The organism is Microbacterium sp. TW_SC_2 (assembly GCF_055361165.1).
On the sequence record NZ_CM143952.1, the window covers coordinates 2,843,652 to 2,859,349 of the forward strand.

Annotated in this window: 11 protein-coding genes; all 11 read right to left on the bottom strand. The window is 72.3% G+C overall.

Going from position 1 to position 15,698, the window contains the following annotated elements:
• Positions 1-15: 15 nt before the first annotated feature.
• A complete protein-coding gene (locus tag ACWA14_RS13835; protein WP_463794560.1) occupies positions 16-753 on the bottom strand; it encodes a copper homeostasis protein CutC in 738 nt (245 codons plus the stop codon).
• Positions 754-776: 23 nt separating this feature from the next.
• Positions 777-2,453 carry a PucR family transcriptional regulator gene (locus ACWA14_RS13840; RefSeq protein WP_463794562.1) on the bottom strand — a complete coding sequence of 559 codons (1,677 nt, stop codon included), beginning with the start codon at positions 2,451-2,453 and terminating at the stop codon, positions 777-779.
• Positions 2,454-2,484: 31 nt separating this feature from the next.
• On the bottom strand, positions 2,485-3,591 hold the full coding sequence (menC, locus tag ACWA14_RS13845; protein ID WP_463794563.1) for an o-succinylbenzoate synthase: 1,107 nt from the start codon (positions 3,589-3,591) through the stop codon (positions 2,485-2,487).
• Positions 3,588-4,397 (bottom strand): GNAT family N-acetyltransferase, encoded by an 810-nt coding sequence (locus tag ACWA14_RS13850; protein ID WP_463794565.1) that lies wholly within the window; start codon positions 4,395-4,397, stop codon positions 3,588-3,590. Before ACWA14_RS13850 ends, menC begins: the two co-directional genes overlap by 4 nt.
• Positions 4,385-5,527: a M20/M25/M40 family metallo-hydrolase gene (locus ACWA14_RS13855; protein ID WP_463794570.1), complete on the bottom strand. Its 1,143-nt coding sequence runs from the start codon at positions 5,525-5,527 to the stop codon at positions 4,385-4,387. The genes ACWA14_RS13850 and ACWA14_RS13855 overlap by 13 nt, the downstream gene beginning before the upstream one ends.
• Complete coding sequence (locus tag ACWA14_RS13860; protein WP_463794572.1) at positions 5,524-8,895, bottom strand: serine hydrolase; 3,372 nt, start codon at positions 8,893-8,895, stop codon at positions 5,524-5,526. The genes ACWA14_RS13855 and ACWA14_RS13860 overlap by 4 nt, the downstream gene beginning before the upstream one ends.
• A 44-nt stretch (positions 8,896-8,939) precedes the next feature.
• Positions 8,940-9,689 carry an ABC transporter ATP-binding protein gene (locus ACWA14_RS13865; RefSeq protein WP_463794574.1) on the bottom strand — a complete coding sequence of 250 codons (750 nt, stop codon included), beginning with the start codon at positions 9,687-9,689 and terminating at the stop codon, positions 8,940-8,942.
• On the bottom strand, positions 9,686-11,485 hold the full coding sequence (locus ACWA14_RS13870) for a dipeptide/oligopeptide/nickel ABC transporter permease/ATP-binding protein (protein ID WP_463794576.1): 1,800 nt from the start codon (positions 11,483-11,485) through the stop codon (positions 9,686-9,688). The genes ACWA14_RS13865 and ACWA14_RS13870 overlap by 4 nt, the downstream gene beginning before the upstream one ends.
• 17 nt (positions 11,486-11,502) lie before the next feature.
• The gene (locus ACWA14_RS13875) at positions 11,503-12,498 is read right to left on the bottom strand and encodes an ABC transporter permease (protein ID WP_463794578.1); all 996 of its coding nucleotides are present in this window, start codon (positions 12,496-12,498) and stop codon (positions 11,503-11,505) included.
• 38 nt (positions 12,499-12,536) lie between these two features.
• Positions 12,537-14,123, bottom strand: coding sequence for an ABC transporter substrate-binding protein (locus ACWA14_RS13880; RefSeq protein WP_463794582.1), 1,587 nt, complete (start codon positions 14,121-14,123; stop codon positions 12,537-12,539).
• Between the two features lie 67 nt (positions 14,124-14,190).
• Positions 14,191-15,606: a serine hydrolase domain-containing protein gene (locus ACWA14_RS13885; protein ID WP_463794585.1), complete on the bottom strand. Its 1,416-nt coding sequence runs from the start codon at positions 15,604-15,606 to the stop codon at positions 14,191-14,193.
• Positions 15,607-15,698: the final 92 nt, after the last annotated feature.

Genomic DNA, 15,698 nt, shown 5'->3' on the forward strand with positions numbered 1-15,698 from the left:
GGATGTCGGGACCGGCTACAGACCGAGCGCCGCGCGGACCGCGCGCGCGGTGTCGAGATCGGTGACCTCGTGGCCACCGACGCCGTCGGCGGCCGACCCCATCCGCACGCCGCCCTGTGCGGGCACCGTGCGCTTGGCGGAGAAGTGCAGGGCGTCGATCCCGGTCGCGGCCAGCGCCGACGCCGAGGCGGCATCCACTCCGCTGCCCGCCATGATCTCGATCGCACCGTCGGATGCGACGACCAGGGCGCGCAGCGTGTCGATGCCGTCGATCGCGACCGAGGCGCCGCCGGAGGTGAGCACGCGGCGCAGGCCCAGCTCGCGCGCCGCGGTGAGGGCGGCGACGGGGTCGGGGGTGACGTCGATCGCGCGGTGCAGCGTGACGGATGCGCCCTCGGCGGCATCGCGCAGGCGGCTCATCGCCTCCGTGTCGAGGCGTCCGTCCGCATCGAGGGCGCCGATCACGACACCGTGGGCGCCCGCCTCGATCGCCCGACGCACATCGCGCGCAGAGACCGCGATCTCGTCGGCGTCGTAGTGGAAGCCCCCGGCGCGGGGCCGGATCAGCACGTGCACCTCGGGACCGCCGTCGCCCGCGGCATCGAGGGCGAGTTCGAGCGTGGCGGGCGAGGGCGTCACTCCGCCCAGGGCGAGAGCGGAGGCGAGTTCGACGCGGGCGGCACCGACCGCGGCGGCGACACGCACGCCGGCGGGGTCCTGCACGGCGAGTTCGAGGGCGAGGGTCCGGGTCATCCGTCCATTCTGCCCGAGTGCGATCATCGGATCGGCAGCGTCCGGATCTCCAGCATCGCCGCGAACCGCGCGTCCGGATCATCGAGGTCGACGCCGCCCACCTCGGCGACCCGGCGCAGCCGATAACGGAACGTGTTCGGGTGCACGAAGCACGCGGCGGCCGCCGCGGTGACATCGCCGAACCGGTCGAGCCACGCGGTGAGCGTGTCGATCAGATGCGCGTCGTTGCGGGCGTCGTACTCGATCAGGCGGGCGAGCACCCCGGAGGCCACGTCGCCGCGGGAGCTGCGCAGATCCCGCAGATCCAGCAGCAGCGAGGCGGTCTCGACATCGCCGATGCGGGCGACGCTGCGCCGGCCTATGTCGCCGCCGCGAGGGGGGTCGTCGACCCCCGCCCCGGACCCGCGTTCGAGCACGACCCGGAGAGCGCGCTGGGCCTCGGCGCGGGAGCGCGCGATCTCGGCGACGGTCGTGGCGGGTCGCCCGACGCCGATCACCGCGGGGATGCGGTCGCCGACCCGGTGCAGGAAGTCTTCGGCGAGGCCGACCGAGCGCTCCTCGGCGGCCGCATCGGCGACGGGGAGGATGCCGTAGACGGTGTCGCCGACCAGGGCCACCGCGGCGCCCTGCTGCACCGCGGAGAGGTGCAGCGCCAGCGCATCGGTGAGGCGCTCGCGCTCGGCGATGGAGTCGTGCTCCGTGCCGTCGCCGCCGCGCGGCGCGAGAGCCGCAGCGGTCACCCACACCCGGCGACCGGACAGGCCGAGGCGGTTCAGCGCGTCCTGCGCGTCGGCGCCGCCGTTGACACCGGCGCCGTTGACCGCACGGCTGACGAGCTCGGCGCGCAGGCGGCGCTGGGCGTCGGCGCCGGCACGGATGCGCAGCAGATGCAGCGCGACCAGCTTCGTGGCATCGCGGAGGGTCGCGGAACGCTCCTCGGTGAGCGGACCGTCCATCGCGGCCCAGATCGAGCCGAGCACCTCGTCGCCGGCGCGCACGGCGATCGCGACACGCTGCGTCGACACGCCCTCGCCGAGCGCCACCGGGTCGACCAGCACCGGGGCGTCGTCGCGGTACAGCGCCCGGAAGACTCCCATCTCGGTCAGCGTGCGGGCGTAGCGATCCGGTACCTGCCGGCCGATGATGGTCTCGACGCGCGAGGGATCGGCGCGCTCCTGCCCGCCCGAGAAGGCGAGGACCCGCGACGAGCGGTCCTCGATCGTCACGGGGGCGTCGAGCAGCGCGGCGATCGCGTTGGCGACGGCGAACAGGTCGCCCGACGACACCCCGCCGAGCGACTCGGCCGGGGTCTGCCCGACGTCGTCCTCCGCGAGCAGCGAGCGCAGCAACGCGGCGAGCTGCGTCCACGTCGCCCCGCGTGCGAGGTTGAGGATCGCGATCCCGGCCCGGTCGGCCGCCTCGCGCACGGCCTCCGGCAGCTCGGTCGACGCCCGCACCACCACCGCGACCGCGTCGCGGCTCCCGGCCTCGGTCACGAGTGCGGCGAGCGCATCCGCATCCTGCATCGCCACCGCGAGCACGACGGCGTTCTGCGGATACACGGGTTCGTCGACGGGATCGTGGATCACGACCCCGCCGATGTGCTGGTCCACGTCGATGCGGCCGTACGCGACCTCGAGCAGCGTCACCCCGAGATCGTCGAAGACGCGTCCCCAGCTCGATCGCGACAGCGGGCTCATACCGGCGAGCCTAATGTCCCATCGGCCGCTGTCACATCGGCAGCCATTCGGTCCAGGTCGTGAGCTCGTCGAGGATCTCCGGGATGGGCGCGACGCCGAGACCTGGCCCCTGCGGCACCGCGAGCGCGCCGTCGTGCATCACGAACGGCTCGGTCAGGTCGACCCGGTAGAAGCGGTCGCTGGCCGACACGTCGCCGGGCAGCGTGAAACCGGGGAGTGCGGCGAGCGCGATGTTGGCGGCGCGCCCGAGGCCCGACTCGACCATGCCTCCGCACCAGACGGGCACGCCCTGCGCCACCGCGAGGTCATGGATGCGACGGGCCTCCAGGTAGCCGCCGACGCGGCCGGGCTTGATGTTGATGACGCTCGTGGCGCCGAGACGGATCGCCGCCGCGGCGGTCTGCGCCGAGGTGATCGACTCGTCGAGGCAGATCGGGGTGCGCAGCAGCTTCGCGAGGTCGGCGTGACCTGCGATGTCCTCCTCCTCCAGCGGCTGCTCGATCAGGAGGAGTCCGAAGTCGTCGAGCCGGGCGAGGTGCTGCGCGTCGCGCAGCGTGTAGGCCGTGTTCGCGTCGACCTGCAGCAGCACGTCGTCGCCGAAGCGCTCGCGCACCGCGCGCACCACCTCGACATCCCAGCCGGGTTCGATCTTCAGCTTGATGCGCACGTACCCCTCGGAGAGGTAGCCGTCGACAGCATCCAGCAGCCGCGGGATCTCGTCCATGATGCCGACCGACACCCCGCACGGCACGGTGTCGTGCACCGCGCCGAGCTCACGGGCGAACGATCGACCCTCGGCGCGGAGCTCGGCGTCGAGCACAGCCGTCTCGATCGCGGCCTTCGCCATCCGGTGCCCCTTGAACGGCCTCAGCACCTCGCCGATCATGTGCGCCCCGGCGAGCTCGACGCCGGTCAGCGCGGGGAGGAGGAATCGGCGCAGCACGTCGACCGCCCCGTCGGTGTACTCGGGCGAGTAGCGCGGATCGGGCAGCGTCACGCACTCCCCCCACCCTTCGACGCCGTCGACCACGGCGCGCACCAGCAGGATGTCCTTCTCGGTCTGCGTGCTGAACGATGTGCGGAACGGCGACACCAGCGGCATGGCCACCCGTCGCAGCTCGATCCCGTCGATTCTCACGGCGTCCTCTTCTCCGGTCGGATGATGTAACCCTCGCTGCGGTCGAATCCGACGATGCGGCCGCCGGCCTCGAGGGCGCGGGTGAGCTCCTCGCGCACGCGGAGACGCCAGCGCTGCGCCTCCGCCCGGTCCTCTCGGCGGATCCTCTCGATGTCGGCCGGCACCGCGACGGTGAGATCGCCCGGCATCCGCTCTGCCGTGGGCAGCGGCGTGCCGCCCGCACGGAGCGAGACCTCGGTGTCGCGCAGCTCCCAGCGGATCAGCAGCCGATCGGTCTCGTCACCGGTGTTCACGCCGTCGGCCATCGGCCCGTAGAAGTCCGAGAGGTACTCCTGCGGACGCGCGCCCAGCTTCGTGATGTTGAAGTGCGCGTTGCGGGCGACCAGCGGGTCGAAGGTCCACTCGATCGCCTCGACCCCCCGGTTGAGGGCCCAGGCGCGCTGATGCTGCTTCAGCGCGAAGCCGACCGAGTGCCCGGCATGCGCCGCCGAGATGCCGGCGATGTGGCTGTACAGCGCGTGGCGACCGGGATCGGCATGGAACGCGATCGCGACGCCGACCAGCTCGTCACCGGCGAAGGCGCCGCCGATGTAGTTGCCTGCCTTGCTGAGCGCGCGCAGCAGCTCGGGCGGGACGACCGGATTCTCGGGTGAGCGCTGCCAGATCCGCGACAGCAGGTCGATCGCCGAGCCGTAGTCGGCGACGGTCGAGAGCTCCCGGATGGTCACCCCGGATGCCGCGGCTGCCCGCTCCGCGTCGTGCACCGCCGTCGTGGCGTCGGCGTCGTCGCGCGTCAGTTCTGCCATGGCCCGTCCGTTCTCGATATCTCCGCCGCCATATCGGCCAGCAGTCGCGTGCGCGGAAGGATCTCCGCCACGATCGCGTGTTCGTCGTCGGCGTGCGCCCCGCCCCCGACGGCCCCCACACCGTCGAGGGTGGGCACCCCGGCGCCGGCCGTGAAATTGCCGTCGCTCCCCCCGCCGACCGCGACGGCCGCCACCTCGGCGAGTCCGTACGGCGCCCCGAGCCGCCGGGCGAGGTCGACCAGCGGCTGCGACATCTCGCGCGCCAGCGGCGGACGGTTGATGCCGCCGTGCACCTCGATGACCGCTCCGGGAACGGGTGAGGCGGAGGCGCGCAGCGCCCGGTCCACCCGCTCCAGCTCGGCGGCCGACCAGGCCCGCACGTCGATGGACAGTCGCGCCTCCGCGGGCACCGTGTTGCCGGTCGTCCCCGATGACGCGGAGGTCGCCGTCACGGTCGTCCCGGCATCCGGGTCGCCCAGACCGGTCGCGAGCAGCACCAGGTGCGCGAGCGCCACCGTGGCGTTGACGCCCTTCTCGGGTTCGAGGCCGGCATGAGCCGCCCTCCCCTGCACCGCGATCTCGTACATCGAGACGCCCTTGCGGGCCGCCTTCCATGCACCGCCGTCGGCCGAGGCCTCCGGCACGAGCGCCGCCGACGCCCCCCGCGCGGTCTCCTCGATCAGTGCCCGCGAGCGTGTCGACCCGGTCTCCTCGTCGCCGGTCACCAGCAGCGTCACCCCGTCACGGTCCTCGAGCGACGCGACCGCATGCAGCGCCATCGCGAGGCCCGTCTTCATGTCGAACGAGCCGGGACCGCGGAGCACGCCGTCGACGATCCCGTAGGGCAGCCGCTCGATCGTGCCGAGCGGCCACACCGTGTCGTGATGCGCGAGCAGCAGCACCCGCGTGGCCGCGCCGAAGCGCCACCGCAGGTGGGTGCATCCGTCGATGACGATCCGCTCCGGCGCGGTGCCGAGCAGCTCGGCGCCGACCTCGGCGACGAGATCGGCCGAGCGCGCGACCGCGCCCGGGTCGGCCGAGGGGGACTCGCACTCGATCAGCCGACGGATGGTGGCGATGATCGCCGCCTCCGTGAGCGTCTCGGTGGTGAGCGGCAGCGAGGGACTCATGCGCCGGTCGACACCTTCGGCGTCGCGCGCGCCCCGAAGTGCAGGTAGTCCTCACCCGTCGGCAGCGTGTAGAACGTCGCCGTCATCCAGGTCTGCGTGCCGGGGGCGCGCAGGGCGAAGACGCCGTCGCTGAACGGGGTGAGCGGGTACTCGTCGACCGGGTCGGGCTCGAGCTCGGCGAGGGGGCCGAGCACGGTCGTGCGCAGCACGGGTCCGTCGGGGCCCGCGAACACCTCGGCCCGCACGGATGCGCGCTCGTAGGTGCCGACGTACGGCGTGATGTCGACGTCGACCGGCTCGGCGGGCGGCTGCACGGACTCCTGCATCCGCACGTCCGACAGCTCGGCGAAGATCTCGCGGTAGAGGTCCTCGTACAGGTCGCGCGTGTGCCCGCCGTTGGTGAGCAGCGTCACCGCGACACCCGATTCCGGATGCACCCGCAGGAACGCCGCCTGCCCGATCGTGTTGCCGTCGTGCCCGTAGAGGCGCGCGCCGTTCCAGTCGAAGCGGATCCAGCCGAGCCCCCACGAGTCGCCGAGCACGTGCTTGTCGGGCACCTCGGCCTGGAACGCCTGCATCTCGGCGACCGTGTGCTCGCTGAGCAGTCGTGTGCCGTCCGCCGCGACGCCGCCGGCCAGGTGCAGGCGTGCGAAGGCGAGCACGTCCTCGGCGCGGGCGGTGATGAGGCCGGCCGGGCCCAGCGACCGCGGCAGCGCCCACACCGGGGCGACCACGCTCTCGTCGCCGACATCGACGTGACCGACCGCGGCGGAGTGCAGGATCGCCTCCTCCGGGAGCGTCACGGTATGCGTCAGGCCGAGCGGCGTGAAGATCAGCTCGCGCATCGCCTCGTCCCATACGCTGCCGGTGGCCTGCTCGATGATGCGCCCGAGCAGCGAGAACCCGGAGTTGCAGTACGACCAGGTCGCCCCCAGCGGATGGTTCTGACCGATCTCGGGGAACAGCGCCGTGTACTTCTCGAGCGTGTCGTCGCCGCGTCCGGTGTCGGTGAAGACGTCGCCGTCGATGCCGCTCGTGTGGGTGAGCAGGTGACGCACGGTCACTCCGGCGGTGAGCTCGTCGTTCACCAGGCGCACGCCGGCAAGGATCTCCCGCACCGGGGTGTCGAGGGTGAAGGCCCCCTGCTCGATGAGCCGCATGATCGCGGTCGCGGTCCACACCTTCGAGATCGAGCCGATCTGGAACAGCGAGTCGGTGAGCACCGTGCCCGACGCCGCGGGCAGGCTGCGGTTCAGCGTGCCGGTGGCCACCGTGACGACGTCGTCGCGGCCTCCGTCGGCGTCGTGGCGGAGGATGCCGAGCTGCGCGCCCGGCACCCCGTGCAGAGCGGCGAGGGCATCGAGGCGGTGCTGCCAGTGCGCGGCGTCGATGGCCGCGGGCCGTGCACCGGCGGTGCTGCCCGCGAAGCGCTCGACCCACTCCACGATGCGGCGGGCGTAGTCGACGCGATGGCTCGGGGCTCCCAGCAGCGGGAAGACGTGGCTGCCGCCCGGGTAGATGACGAGCTCGGTCGGGACCTCGCGCTCCCGCAGGGCGTAGTGCCACTGCTGCGCCTGATGAACGGGGCACCGCAGATCCTTCTCGCCGTGCAGCACCAGGGTCGGCGTCGTGACGTTCTCGACGTGCGAGTACGGCGACATCGCGCTCAGGCGTTCCCGCCCCTCGGACTGCCACGGCAGGATGCCGATCTCGAACAGGCTGAGCAGGTGCGCATCGTCGCTCGTGCCGCCCATGCTGAACAGGTCGGCCACGATCCCGCCCGTGACGGCCGCGGCGAAGCGGTCGTCGTGACCGGTGAGGTACGCCGACATGTAGCCGCCGTAGCTGTAGCCCGCGACCGCGAGGCGCGCGGGATCCGCGGTACCCTCGGCGACGAGCTCGTCGACCGGCTCGAGGAAGTCCTTCGCGTCGGCTGTGCCCCAGGCGCCGTTGACGCCCTTCCAGAACTCCTCGCCGTAGCCGTCGCTGCCACGCGGGTTGATCATGACGATCGTCCAGCCGTCGGCGGCGAGCTGCTGGTGGTAGACGTGCATCTCGTCGACCGCGCCGTTCCAGGAGTTGTGCGGTCCGCCGTGCACGTCGACCAGCAGCGGGGTGGGCCCCGAGGCCGCCGGGTCGCGGACGATCCATCCCTGCACCACGGTGCCGTCGCTGATCGTGAAGTCGCGGCTCTCCCGCACGAAGAGCTCGACGCCCTCGGGGGCCGCACCGTGCGCGGTGAGCGTGGTGGCGTCGCCGCCTGTGAGGTCGAGCCGCAGGATCTCGCCGAACGAGGTGGGCGTCGACAGGGCGACGGCGGCGACGTCGCCCGCGACGGAGAGCCCGCTGACCACCTCGTCGGTGCCGCCGTGCACGTGGCGCGGTGTACCGCCGCCGACCGGCACCGCGTACAGGTGGGTGGCGCCGCGGTCGCGGATCGCGAAGAGCACGTCGCCCGAGGCGGTCACCTGCGGCAGCGCGCCGGGGTAGGCGGGCGCACCGGGCATCACGTTGCGGTCGAGGCTCGCAGCGAGGTCCGTCACATGGTTCGAGCCGAGGTCGGCGCGGAAGAGGCTCGCGTGCCCGTCGGGGTCGCCGTTCCAGCCCACCACGAGCAGGCTCTCGCCGTCGGGCGTGAACGAGACGGTGCCCGCGAAGCCCTCGGCGAAGGCGAGCACGCGCGAACGGGCGGCAGGATCCGCCGGGTCGAGCGCGTGCACCGCCGAGCGGAAGCCGAGGTCGTCGCCGCCGCGGGGACGGGCGACGTAGGCGAGGGTCGATCCGTCGGGCGACCAGGCCGGGCTGCCGACGCCGGCGACGCCGTCGGTGAGGCGACGCACCTGCCCGTCGGCGAGGTCGAGGACGTGCAGCTGCGCGCTCACACCGCGGGTGAACCAGGCGCCGTCGACGAGGTAGTCGATGCCCGCGGTCGTGATCGGCGCGTGCTCGCGCTCGGCGCGCTGCGCGTCCGTCTCGACGGCATCCGAGGGAGTCGACAGCGGGACGACGGATGCCGTGAACGCGATCTTCGTGGCGTCGGGGCTCCACACCGGGGAGCCGGCGCCGAGCGGCAGCGTGGTGCGCTGCTGGGGCTCCCCGCCGGCGAGGGGCAACGTCCAGAGCTGACCGTCGCGCAGGAACGCGACGTGGGCACCGTCGGGCGAGAACGCCGGGCTCGCGTCGGAGGTGCCGCGGGTCAGCGCGCGGGTGGCGCCGTCCTCGGCGATCCACAGCGCGCTGGTGTTCTCGTCGGCGGCGGCATCCGTCCCTCCGAGCACGTACACGACGCGATCGCCGGCCGGCGACAGCGCCGGCTGGCTCGGAACGGTCAGAGCGAGGGCGTCGTCGATGCTCATTCTGCGGGTCATGGGGACTCCTTCGGTTGCGGCGCTCGTGGCGCCGGATCGTGCGGTCACGGGACGTACTCGATGGGTCGCGGGATCGCGGCGAGCAGCTCCTGCGTGTAGGCATCCTGCGGGTCATCGAGCACGGCGCTCGTCGGGCCCTGCTCGACGACGCGGCCGTCGCGCATCACGGCCATCTGCGAGGCCACGTAGCGCACGACCGCGAGGTTGTGCGAGATGAACAGCATCGAGAAGCCGAGCTCCGCCTGCAGTTCGCGCAGCAGGTTCAGGATCGCCCCCTGGATGAGCACGTCGAGCGCGGAGGTGATCTCGTCGGCGATCAGCACCCGCGGTCGTCCGGCCAGCGCCCGGGCGATCGCGATGCGCTGCCGCTGGCCTCCCGAGAAGCGGGACGGCCGCGAACCGGCCTGGGCGGGGTCGAGGTGCACGAGCTCGAGCAGCCGTGCCGCCTCCGCGTCGCGGGCTCGCCGCGTCAGGCCGGACGGCATCATCTCGGCGATGCTCGCGCCCACCGGCATCCGCGGGTCGAGCGAGGAATACGGATCCTGGAAGACCATCTGCAGCGGCCGCGGTCCGCGGCGCGGAATCGGTGCGCCGTCGAGCAGGATGCGGCCCGCGTGCAGCGGCACGAGTCCCACGGCGGCCCGGGCGAGCGTCGACTTGCCCGAACCCGACTCGCCGACCACGCCCGTCACGCCGCCGTCGGGCACGAGGATCGACACCCGATCCACAGCCGTCATCGCGCCGCGGCCGACGCCGTAGCGCACCGAGACGTCGTCGAAGAGGAGTTCGCTCATCGGCTCCCCACCTCCTGGTGGTCGTGATCGTGATCGTGGGCGTCGGCCGCACCGGCCGCGCGCTCTTCCTCGGCCGCGACGGTCGCGAGCGTCGCGAGCGGACGGTCGAGAGCGGTGGCCATGTGCGGCACGGCCGCGAGCAGCGCCCTGGTGTACGGATGCTGCGCCGACGACAGGTCGGAGGCGTCGAGCTCCTCGACGATCACGCCGGAGCGCATCACGAGCACCCGGTCGCACAGCTCGGCGACGACGGAGATGTCATGGCTGATGAAGAGGATCGACGCGCCGTCCTCGTCGCGGATGTCCCGCAGCAGATCGAGCACCTGACTCTGCACGGTCACATCGAGCGCCGTCGTCGGCTCGTCGGCGATGATCAGCCGCGGCGACACCATCAGCCCCATCCCGATCATGGCGCGCTGGCGCATCCCGCCCGAGAACTCGTACGGGTACTGACGGATCCGGCGCTTCGGGGCGTTGATCCGCACCGCCGCGAGGCGATCCGCCGCGCGCTCGAGGGCCTGGCGACGGCGGAGCCCCGCGTGCTCGGTGGCGACCTCGGCGAGCTGGTCGCCCATGCGCATCGTCGGGTTGAACGACGACATCGGGTCCTGGAACACCATGGCCATCGAGGTTCCGAGCAGGCGGCGGAGCCGCGCCTTGCCGGCCGCCTGCAGGTCGACCCCGAGGAAGCGGAGGGTCGATGCCTCGACGCGGCCGGGCGCGGTGACCAGCTGCGCGACGGCGAGCGCGGTCATCGACTTGCCCGACCCCGATTCCCCGACGATCCCGACGATCTCGCCCTGGTGGACGGTGAGATCGATGCCGCGCACGGCGTGCACGACGCCGCCCGTGGCGCTCGCGAAGTCGACACGCAGGTCCTCGACCTCGAGCACCGGGCCGCCGTCTGCCGGCTGCGCGACGGCTGCCGCGGCATCCGTCGCGACGCGCGTCCGGCGCAGACGGCGCACGCGTGCCGGCCCGCTCAGGAGCACGTCGTCCGACAGGCCGAGGCTGCGTGCGGCGGATTCTCCGGTCAGGTTGAACGCCAAGCCCGCGATCACGACCGCGAGGCCGGGAGCGAGGGCGGCCGACGGGTTCGAGTAGATGCCGCGCAGACCGTCCATCATGAGACGACCCCAGTCGTACTCGGGCGGCTGCACGCCGAGACCGAGGAACGAGAGCCCCGCGAAAGCGAGCAGCGCGCCGCCGGCGCCGATCGTGGCGTTCACGATGAGCGGTTCGCCGATGTTCGGGAGCACGTGGCGGAAGAGCACGCGGAACCGGCCGATGCCGCCGACCCTGGCGGCCGACACGAAGTCGCGCGCCTCGATCCCCGCGATGAGGTTCTGGCAGAGCCGCGCGAACGACGGGGCTCCCGCGAGGCCGAGGGCGAACACGGCCGCCGTCGCCGTGCTGCCGAAGATCGCGGCGAAGAACAGGGCCAGCAGCAGGCCGGGGAAGGCGACCGCGATCCCCGTGAACCAGGTGACGGCCCGCCCCAGGTAGCGGCCCAGCAGCAACGGCGCGACGCCGAGGATGAGACCAGCCCCGACGGCGACGAGCGTCGCGAGCAGGGCCAGCACGATCGAGAGCCGCGTGGCGACGACGGTGCGGAGCAGCAGGTCGCGGCCGAGGTTGTCGGTCCCGATCAGATGCTCGGCCGAGGGACCGGCGAGCAGGTCACCGGTGTCGGTCGTGTCCGCCTGCTCTCCCCAGAGCAGGGGCGCGACGATCGCCGTCGCCACGACGAGGGCGAGCAGCGCGAGCGCCGTCGCCCCGAGCGGCGTGCGCAGCATGGTCCCGAGTGTGCACCTCATGCGGAGGCCGCCGTCGACTGCGGGTCGAGCACGGCGAGCGCGGCATCCACCAGCGTGTTCACCAGCAGCACTCCCACGCCGTACACGAGCACGGTCCCCTGCACGAGGGGGTAGTCCTTGGTCTGGATCGAGCTGACGATCGTGCTGCCGAGCCCCGGCCACGCGAAGACCGTCTCGACCAGCACCGTGCCGGCGACGAGTCCGCTCAGCAGCAGGCCGCTGAGGGTGAGCGTCGCGGTCACGGCGTTCGGCAGCACGTGCCGCAGGTTGATGCGCGGTGTGCGCAGGCGCTTGGCGTGGGCCGTCCGCACGAAGTCGGCCTCGAGCACCGTGAGGGCCTCGATCCGCAGGATCCGCGCGAGGATCGCCGCCGGCCCGATCGCGAGGGCGAGCACCGGGAGGATGTAGGACATCGGCCCTTCCCTGCCGGCCACCGGCAACCATCCCAGTTGCACGCCGAACACCGCCACGAGGGCGACGGCGAGCAGGAAGTCGGGGATCGATCCGAGCACGACGCTCGACGAGCTGAAGCCGACCTCGAGGCCGCGCGCCCGGCCCCGCTGCGTCGCCACGGCCACCGCCATGCCGAGGGGCAGGGCGATGAGCAGGGCCAGCGCGAAGGCGAGGACCGCGAGGAGCAGGGTGGCCGGCAGCCGCTGGGCGATGGTCTGGGCGACCGGGAGCTGCGATCCGATCGAGATCCCCATGTCGCCGGTGAACACGCCGCGGAGGTAGTCGACGTACTGCTGCCAGATCGGGTCGTTCAGTCCCAGGGACTCCCTCCGGGCCTCGACCACGGCGGCCGGGGCCGTCGGGCCGAGGGCCGACCGGATCGGATCCCCCGGCACGAGGTGGATCATCAGGAAGGATGCCGTGATCAGGATCCACAGCGAGACGAGCAGTCGCCCGGTGCGACGGATCGCGAAGCGCAGCCAGCGATGGTCGCCGACGCGCTGCTCGTCCTCCGCGATGCGGGTCGTCACCGTGGTCATGTCGTCGATCCGATCCGTGGCTCCTGCGGCACCGGGGCTCAGCCGACCAGGCGCACGCTGGTGGGCTCGATCACGCCGAGCCACTCGAATTCGGCGCCGTTGCCGAACATGTAGATGGTGGCGTTCGCGAACGGCACCATGTCGGATGCCGCGAACAGGGCCTTCTCGGCCTCTTCCCACGTGCCGCACCCCTCGCTCCCGTTCAGCTGCGATGCCTCGGTGACGGCGGCGGTGTAGTCGTCGTTCTGGATGGCCGAGAAGTTCGACCCCTCGGGCGGAACCGCTCCGCTGACGAAGCCGATCGCCTGATCCGGGCTGCTCACGCTCAGGGTCAGCCAGCTGATGTCCCACGCGCCGGTGCTGAAGGTCGCCTCGAGCAGCGCGCTCTCGTCCTGCTGCTTGCCGTCGACCTCGGCGCCGATCTCGTCCCACGCCGCGAGCGCGAGCTCGGCGGCCGCGGCGGCCGCGGCCCCCAGGCTGTTCTCGTAGAGGAAGGTCAGGCTGAGCCGGGTGCCGTCCTTCTCGCGCACGCCGTCGGCGCCGCGCACCCATCCGGCCTCGTCGAGCGTGGCGTTCGCCGCATCCACGTCGAACTCGGGAAGCGAGCCCGAGATCGCGTCGTAGGTGCACACGGTCGGCTCCACGACGGCGAGCGCGGTGGCCCGTCCGCCCTTGCCGGCGGTGAGGACGTTCGCGAGTTCGTCGAGGTCGACCGCCTGCGTGAGCGCCTTGCGGACGGCGGGGTCGCTGGTCGGGTGCCCCTCGGCGTGGTTGTACCACTGCTCGCCCGCGATGGCCGTGGCCTCCCGCTGGAACAGACCGGCGCCGATCGCCCGGTCGGCGTCGGGTCCGGTGAGCTGCGCCGCGTTGGCCTCTCCGGAGAGGAGCAGGTTCGCCGCGGTCGTGCCGTCGGAGACGACGCGCACGGTGACCTTCGCCGGGATGCCGGGCTCGTCGACCGTGGCGCCGCCCGGTCCCCAGGCGTAGTCCTCGCGGAGCTCGTAGGTGTAGTGATCGCTCGGCACGGCCTCGGTCAGCACGTACGGGCCGGTGCCGTCGGTGCCCGCCGCGAGGCCGTCACGATCGGTCAGAGAGCTGCCGCAGACCATCGGCAGTCCGCCGAGGCCGAGCAGCAGGAACGGCGCCGGGCTGGCGAGCGTCATCGTGACCGTGTCGCCCTCGGCGACGCTGGTGACTCCCACCGGCAGGAAGGCGCCGAGGAAGCCGCTCTCGTTGGCTGGGTCGGAGATCCAGTTCAGGTTGTCCGCGGCCGTCTGCGCCGTGAAGTCGCTGCCGTCGCCGCACGTGATGCCCTCGTTGATCGTCAGGGTCGCGGTCGTTCCGTCGACGTTCCATTCGGAGGCGAGCTGGCTGCGCACCTCGCCGTCGGCGTCGATGCTCACGAGGGTGTCGTAGGCGAGCTTGCTGATGTCGAACAGCGCGCTGCCCGCCGAGAGCTGCGGGTCGAGGTTCCCCGGGTCGGAGCCGAGGAGCGTCGTGAACGTGCCGCCCGCGACCGGATCGCCTCCGCCGCCTCCTCCCCCCTCTGTTCCGCAGGCGACGAGCAGGGATGCGAGAGCGGTCACGGTGACGACGGCGGTGACGGCGGTGCGTTTCGGTGTCATGACGTTCCTTCTGGCAGGGGGATCGGGTGCGCGGGAGGCGGGACGCGACGTGACGGCGTCCGGACGGTCATCGTGTTCGCGGAACGGCGCGACCGAAGTGGATGTAGGACGCGCGCCCGTCGGACGCGGGATCGAGGAAGGCGAGCACGAGGTGCATGCCGCTCTTGCGCTCGCGCAGGATGAGCGATCCGTCTTCGAACCAAGCGAGCTCGTCGGTCGACGGCTGCGCCCCGAGGGCGAGGAGTTCGGGCTTCGGGCGCTGCTCCAGCCACAGGCGTCCCTCGTCGTCCTGCGACACCTCCATCTCCATCGTGGAGTTGGAGTAGACGCCGAGATACCCGTCCACGGCGCGGGGCGTCGTGGACGCTGCGGATGCCGCCGGCGGGGTCGGCGCGGGCGGAAGGCCCTCGCCGGTCAGATCGCGCAGGAGCGCATCGGCGACGTCGTGGAAGAGTCCGGCGCCGTCTCCGCCGTTGGTGAGCAGCACCACCGCGACGCCGGCATCCGGCGCGATCCGGAGGAACGACGACTGGCCGACGGTGTTGCCGTCGTGGCCGAACAGCGGATTCTCCCCGTCGCGGTCGATCTCCCAGCCGAGTCCCCAGGCCGCGCCCATGCCGGCCAGCCGCGGCAGTCGCACCGCCGCGGTGCGCATGGTCGTCGCGGCGTCACGGGAGAGGAGGGCGCTCTCGCCGTCCTCCCCGTCGGTCGACGACGCATCCGCGGCCTGCAGGTGCGCGCGCGCGAAGACCGCGAGATCGCGGGCCGACATCGCGAGCATGGAGCCTGCGGGTTCGTTCGACCGCGCCATGGCCCAGAACGGCGCCGGCTGCGGCTCCCCGCCGTCTTCGGCGTCGAGGTGCCCGACGGCGACGCGGTGCAGGATGGCCTCGTAGGGGCTCGGCGAGACCGTCGCCAGTCCGAGCGGCGTCGCGATGCGGGCGAGCAGCGCCTCTTCCCAGGTCGTCTCCCGCAGGAGCTCGATCATGCGGCCGAGGAGCACGTAGCCGGCGTTGCTGTACGAGAAGAGCGCGCCGGGCGGGAAGGTCTGCACCGCGTCCGCGAGCAGCGCGATGTACTTCTCGACGGCGTCGTCGCCGCGTCCGGTGTCGGTGAAGATGTCGCCCTCGAAGCCCGACCGGTGGCTGAGCAGCTGACGCACGGTGATGGCCGCGGCGGCCGTCTCGTCCCCGACCGCGAACTCCGGCACGTAACGGCGGATCGGCGCATCGAGGTCGACGAGCCCCTCGTCGACCAGTTGCATCACCATCGTCGCGGTCCACACCTTGGTGATCGATCCGATCTGGAAGACCGAATCGACCGTGGCCTCGACGCGGGTCGCGGTGCTGAGCAGACCCACGGCATGCTCGACGATCTCTCCGTCGATCACCACCGCGACCGAGGCGGCGGGCACGCCGCGCTTCCGGGCTTGCGATCCGAGCGTGGAGTGCAGGAGTTCACCGACCTGAGAGGGGCTGTGCATGCCCTCACTCTAGGCATCGACATCCGCCCTCTCCCTGGTCGGATTCGACGGATCGACACCGGTGCGTTCGTCGGATCGGACAATCCGGCATA